Origin of the sequence: uncultured Algibacter sp. (assembly GCF_905480415.1) — a bacterium.
Taxonomy (GTDB): domain Bacteria; phylum Bacteroidota; class Bacteroidia; order Flavobacteriales; family Flavobacteriaceae; genus Algibacter_B.
Genome location: NZ_CAJQQI010000069.1, coordinates 34,704 through 40,703, shown reverse-complemented (window position 1 = coordinate 40,703; position 6,000 = coordinate 34,704). Strand labels below are relative to the sequence as shown.

Sequence of the window (6,000 nt, the reverse complement as noted above, 5' to 3'; positions counted from 1 at the left end):
GAAAACCGCAAAAAGTATGATCAATATGGCGAGCATTGGCAGCATTCTGAAGAATATGAAAAAGCAAATCAACAAAAACAATATCAAAAAACGTATAGCGGAGGAACTGGTGGATATAACGAAGAAGAGTTTTCTGATTTTTTTGAAAACATGTTTGGTGGCAGAGCTTCGGGCCCTGGAAATAGACAAGTAAAATTTAGGGGGCAAGATTTTAATGCTGAGCTTAGGCTAGACTTAAAAGATGTTTATACAACACATAAACGCACGTTAACGGTTAACCAGAAAAACATTAGAATTACCATTCCGGCAGGAGTACAAGATGGGCAAGTTATTAAAATAAAAGGTCACGGTGGCAAAGGTATTAATAATGGACCTAATGGTGATTTATTAATCCAATTTTCAATTGTAAACCATTCAAAATTTAAAAGAGACAAAGACAACCTTTATGTTACTTTAGATGTCGATTTATACTCGGCTCTGCTAGGAGGCGAACTCATGGTAGATACATTTAACGGCAAAGTAAAGCTCAATATAAAACCAGAAACTCAAAATGGAACAAAAGTAAAGCTTAAAGGCAAAGGGTTTCCTAAGTATAAAAAAGTGGATGAATTTGGGGATTTATATATCACCTATCAAATTAAATTACCTAAGACGCTTTCAGATAAAGAAAAAGAATTAATTAAACAGTTACAAACACTACGTGCATAATGAAAACAAAAGATTTAATACCCATAGATTTAGTTTGTGAACATTACAAAGTACCTGTTGCCTTTATAAACACATTGCAAGAGTTTCAGCTAATAGAACTAACCATTGAAAAAGATGATTTCTATATACACAAAGCACAAATAAAAGAGGTTGAAAAAATTGTGCGTTTACATTATGATTTAGAAATAAATATTGAAGGTATTGATGCTATTTACAACTTATTAGAACAAGTAAATTCTTTGAGAAAAGAAATAACAACCTTAAACAACAGGTTACGATTATATGAGGATTTTTAGATTTAAAAAAGGCTAATTGAATTCAACTTAAGAGATGTTGTAGATTATAAAAAAGAGGACTTTGAAACCTTGCTTTTATAGCCCTACATAAATAAAAAATTAAACTTGATTGATGGAGGTTATCTTAACGACTATGAAAGATGAAACTCATGAGCGCAAATACAGCTCAAAACCGAAAACGGAACTTTATTTTGCTAGTCTTTGTGGCCTATTCCTTCTTTTAGGGTTTTTTATTCAAAAACTAACAAATTTATCAAACTGGTATTTTTTATCAAGTTATATCATCTCGTATTTTTTTGGAAGCTACTTTATAACCATTCAAGCCTATAAAAAAATCATTAAGGGTGGTTTTGATATCGATTTTTTGATGATTGCGGCTGCCGCAGGAGCTTTCTATATTGATAAATGGGCAGAAGGCGCATTACTTTTATTTCTGTTTAGTGTAGGACATGCTTTAGAGCATTACGCCATGAATAAAGCCAAAAAGTCTATTGAAGCCTTAGGTAAGCTATCCCCAAAAACAGCACTCATAAAGAAACATGGTAAACTTGAAGAAATACCTATAAAAAGTCTCTGTCTAAATGATATTATTGTTGTAAAACCAAATACAAAAATTGCTGCAGACGGTGTTATTATTAGTGGTAGCAGCAGTATTAATCAAGCTCCGATAACTGGAGAAAGCATCCCTGTAGATAAGGTATCTATAGATACTATTAATAATTTACCAATGTTTAAAGACATTGATAAAAAGCACATTGTATTTACTGGAACTATTAATGGCGATAATAGCATTGAAGTTTTAGTTCTTAAACTAAATAAAGATTCTACTGTTTCCAGATTAATTAAAATGGTAAGTGAGGTAGAAACTCAAAAATCGCCTACACAAAGACTCACCAAAAAGTTCGAAAAATGGTACGTCCCATTAGTCATAATTGTGGTTTTGTTATTATGCTTTGCTTATTTGGTAATTGATGAAAGTTTTAATAGAAGTTTATATCGCGCTATTACAGTATTAGTAGCAGCAAGCCCTTGTGCATTAGCCATTTCGACACCTAGTGCTGTACTAAGTGGTATAGCAAGAGCAGCACAAAAAGGGGTCCTTATTAAAGGCGGAAGAGCGTTAGAGAATTTAGGTGAAATTACCACGATTGCATTTGATAAAACAGGAACGCTAACGGAGGGAAAACCAAAACTAACAAACATCATTCCGCTAAACAATTTTGATAAAAACAAGTTTATTGAGTTAGTTCTCGAAGTTGAAAGCTTAAGTAATCACCCACTTGCAAAAGCTATAGCAAAGGATATAAAAGCACATAACAACATGGAATCTCAAAATAAAGCATCTCACGTTAATGCCATTCAAGGAAAAGGAATACGTGCTATTTATAATAGCAATACCGTTTACATTGGAAATGTAAAGTTGATGGAAGATTCAGGTATAAATATCGAAGCGAGCATTATTTCTAAAATGGTTAATCTTTTGGAAAATGGACACACAGTCATGCTTGTAGCTTATAAGGATGCCATTATAGGATTACTAAGTGTGATGGATTTACCTCGAAAAACAGCAGCGGCTACGCTAAAGAAACTAAAAGAAATTGGAATTAAATACATGGTTATGCTTACTGGTGATCATCAAAATGTTGGTGATGCTATTGCGAAACAAATAGGCCTGACAGAAGCGAAAGGAAATTTGCTGCCAGAAGATAAAGTCGATGCCATTAAAATATTAATTAAAAGATATAAAAAAATAGCCATGGTTGGCGATGGTGTAAATGATGCGCCAGCTATGGCATTAAGCACCGTAAGCGTCGCAATGGGAGCTGCAGGAAGCGATGTTGCTTTAGAAACGGCCGATGTTGCTTTAATGTCTGATAAAATTGAGAACTTACCTTTTGTAATAGGATTGAGTAGAGCATCCAAACACATAATAAAACAAAATATTTGGATAAGTTTAGGCGTAGTAGGCTTGCTCATTCCTGTTACAATTTTGGGGCTTACGAATATAGGGTTAGCGGTTGCTTTTCATGAGGGCTCAACTCTCGTTGTCGTACTTAATGCATTAAGACTTCTTCGTTTTAAGATGGATTAATATTTAGCTTTCTCTGCCCTTAATTGCTATTATTAAAAATTCCAAAAATCATAAATAAAAAATGACCCATTATATACAACTAGTATATAATGGGTCATTGCGTTTAAAAATTAATATACAATTTCAAGTTCATTTTCTACTTTGTAAACACCAGGCGCAAAATACGCTGCTTTTCTAGCATCTTCTTTTTCTGCTAGTGAATGTACTTTGCCTCTTAATTTCACAGTATGACCATCCACTGCTACCGTTACATTTTTTGCATCAATATCTGCAGAGCGTTTAAATGCTTTAGTAATTCTATTCTTAATGTCGATAGGTTTTACGGGTTGTTCAATAGAAATAGTGTTTGAAACAAATTTCACCCCTGCCAATTTCTCTACAGTTTTTTTAGCTGCTTGTTTTTGATAATCCCACATAACTGCTCCTGATAAATAAACCCAGCCATCTTCAACTTTGATATTGATCTTATCTTCAGGCACGGAAGTATTCCATTTTAAAGCATCAGCCGAAGCTCTTGCAATTTCAGAATCTGTTTTTTGATAGCTTTTACCATATTGCACTTTAATGTCTTCTGCTACCGCTCTAACACCAAAAACACTTTTTGCTGCTTTTTCTGCAGTAATCTTCTTTGAATAACTATCAACTGTACCTGATAAAGTTACAATACCCTTATCAACTACCACTCCTATTTGAGTTTCGTCAATGTTAGGTTGCCATGCTAATTCCTCTAGCACATCTTCTTTAATTTTTGAATCTGTTCTCATAATTTAATGAATTTTAATTAATATTCTGAATAACAGTTTAAATGTATTATTGCAACCTAAAATATGAAATGATATATATCAGTAAGTTTATTATGAGTAACGTATTTCAAATGGTACATGTAAATCAGTGTCATTATTAATCTCTAAGAATCAAGATAAACTATGGACTTAAACCATTGGGAAACGCCAAATTAAAAAACAAAACCTTTCCTGGAACACAATTGAAATAGTTATAAGATAAGAACACATAATGATTTTTAAATACTGATTACTTAAAAAATCCAATGTCCTTACCTCCTACTTCTGCTTGTACTTGTTCGACTTTCTGTGTCACTAACACGTCTTTTAGAGTGGTATGTTCTAATATTATTGTCAAAATAATCATGAATACGAACTTTTTTAGATCTTCTAAAATCTAGCCCATTATATCGTGATGGCAATGCATTGACACGAATCCAAACATTATTATTAAGATACAGGTAATTACGCAGGGTTAAATCGTAATAAATGGTATAATCTGGAAAGTATACATACCTAACATTCAGAACTCTATTAGGGTAAAACCATGGTGGTGGTGGATTGCTTGGTCTTGAAGAAATAATTACAGGTCCACAACTTTCTAAACTCATAAAAATGATAAGTAAAAATGCAACAAAATAAAATTTAAGTGTTTTCATGATTATCTTTTTAACTCTATAAAGAAATCAATAAAGCACAATTTGTACAATGATATTAATCATTATAGGTAATAAATGACCAATATCATTACACAGCGTATTGGCAAACTATATTTTAGTAAATAAATTTAATATCATGAACATAATAATGTACATCCCAATAAGCCATGACAAATAAAAAGAAGATAACGTTATCAATTATTATGCTTGGGTTACTGTTTTTACTCTTTGCATTTTGGTATAAATACCAATATTCGATGGATACTGCAAAAAGCTTTGAAGTTAACACGTCAAAGCTCGAGCGCAAACTTATAATCGCTACACAAGGCAGCGCGTTTAAAAACGAAATCACTAAAAATATTGTTGAGTTTTACCAACCAGATTCAATATTCATCAAAGTGATAGATATATCGTCTTTATCAGAAACAGACCCTCAAAACTGGACTGCTTTAGTTATTATGCATACTTGGGAAAACTGGAAACCTCCGATAGATGTAAAAGCTTTTATAGATCGAACACAAGCATACCACAATAAGATTGTAGTGTTAACAACTTCTGGACAAGGGTCATTCAAAATGAAAGGTATCGATGCTATAACTGGCGAATCTAAATTAGAAAACACAGCCTCTAATACATATTTAATTATTGAACGTTTAGATCCATTATTAAAACCTTAACAGGATTAATAGATTTTATCAATTAGACCTTGAGTTTCTAATGATTTTATAATGGCTTTCACATAATCATTAATAGTTGTATTAATTGAAGAAGTATCCACGACATTGTATGATGCCACCCAAACTAATGATTTATCACTATTATCTTTTAAATTATAGAGAGAAGATTCGATAGTGTAAATATTATATTTATTATAATATCCACTGTCAAAATATACATCTTGATAGAGATAGTAATAACGTCCAAAACGACGCCAATAATAATCTGTTCTGTACCGATCTCCAGTGTAAGTCATTTTTTCATCAATCCCTTTTACTGCCGATATCAAAATAGCATCAAAACCAGTATTATATATTTTCCCTACTTCTTTTTCAATATCGGCCTCAGTTTGTTTCAAACTAGTAAAAGTAGGTGTGAACACATCATAACTTTCAACCGCTTCAACACCTCTGTTTTTTAATTCTGTTGCTAATTGCGATTCAAACTTTTTTCTTGCGGTTAAATTTTCAGTTACCCCAATAATCAATACTTTTTCAGGTATATAAGTAGTATATTCTTGGCTCCTCCAACTATCAACCATTCTCGTAGATGAGCAATTTAGGAGTGTAAATATTACAAAAGCATAAATTAGTTTTTTCATGATTTACAATTTTAACTTAAATTAAAAAAACGATTAAAAAATTAAACTTGAAATGATATCCATCATTTTTAATATAACATCCATCAGTTAACTTTATAATATATGAAATGGATTGAATTCATTAAAGATTGGATTGTCTAAAACC

General features: G+C 31.9%; 7 protein-coding genes. 4 read left to right on the top strand and 3 right to left on the bottom strand.

Translation table 11 applies throughout. The features are described from left to right. The 3 genes from QZ260_RS05580 to QZ260_RS05570 all read left to right on the top strand — a co-directional run. The coding region (locus QZ260_RS05580; protein ID WP_295983719.1) for a J domain-containing protein at window positions 1-708 on the top strand (708 nt) is incomplete at its 5' end. After that, complete coding sequence (locus tag QZ260_RS05575) at window positions 708-1,004, top strand: chaperone modulator CbpM (protein WP_295983717.1); 297 nt, start codon at window positions 708-710, stop codon at window positions 1,002-1,004. The genes QZ260_RS05580 and QZ260_RS05575, both read left to right, overlap by 1 nt. 133 nt (window positions 1,005-1,137) lie before the next feature. Then, window positions 1,138-3,096, top strand: coding sequence for a heavy metal translocating P-type ATPase (locus QZ260_RS05570; protein WP_295983725.1), 1,959 nt, complete (start codon window positions 1,138-1,140; stop codon window positions 3,094-3,096). A 110-nt stretch (window positions 3,097-3,206) separates the two neighbouring features. On the opposite strand, the gene QZ260_RS05565 is transcribed toward QZ260_RS05570, so the two are convergent. Together QZ260_RS05565 and QZ260_RS05560 are read right to left on the bottom strand one after the other, a co-directional pair. Further along, window positions 3,207-3,860 (bottom strand): BON domain-containing protein, encoded by a 654-nt coding sequence (locus tag QZ260_RS05565; protein WP_295983715.1) that lies wholly within the window; start codon window positions 3,858-3,860, stop codon window positions 3,207-3,209. Window positions 3,861-4,150: 290 nt separating this feature from the next. Further along, a complete protein-coding gene (locus tag QZ260_RS05560) occupies window positions 4,151-4,537 on the bottom strand; it encodes a hypothetical protein (RefSeq protein ID WP_295983714.1) in 387 nt (128 codons plus the stop codon). A 167-nt stretch (window positions 4,538-4,704) separates the two neighbouring features. Between QZ260_RS05560 and QZ260_RS05555 the strand changes: the two genes are divergently transcribed. Next, window positions 4,705-5,214 carry a hypothetical protein gene (locus tag QZ260_RS05555; RefSeq protein ID WP_295983712.1) on the top strand — a complete coding sequence of 170 codons (510 nt, stop codon included), beginning with the start codon at window positions 4,705-4,707 and terminating at the stop codon, window positions 5,212-5,214. A 5-nt stretch (window positions 5,215-5,219) separates the two neighbouring features. Here the strand turns inward: QZ260_RS05555 and QZ260_RS05550 are convergent, their stop codons facing one another. Then, on the bottom strand, window positions 5,220-5,855 hold the full coding sequence (locus QZ260_RS05550; protein ID WP_295983710.1) for a hypothetical protein: 636 nt from the start codon (window positions 5,853-5,855) through the stop codon (window positions 5,220-5,222). Window positions 5,856-6,000: the final 145 nt, after the last annotated feature.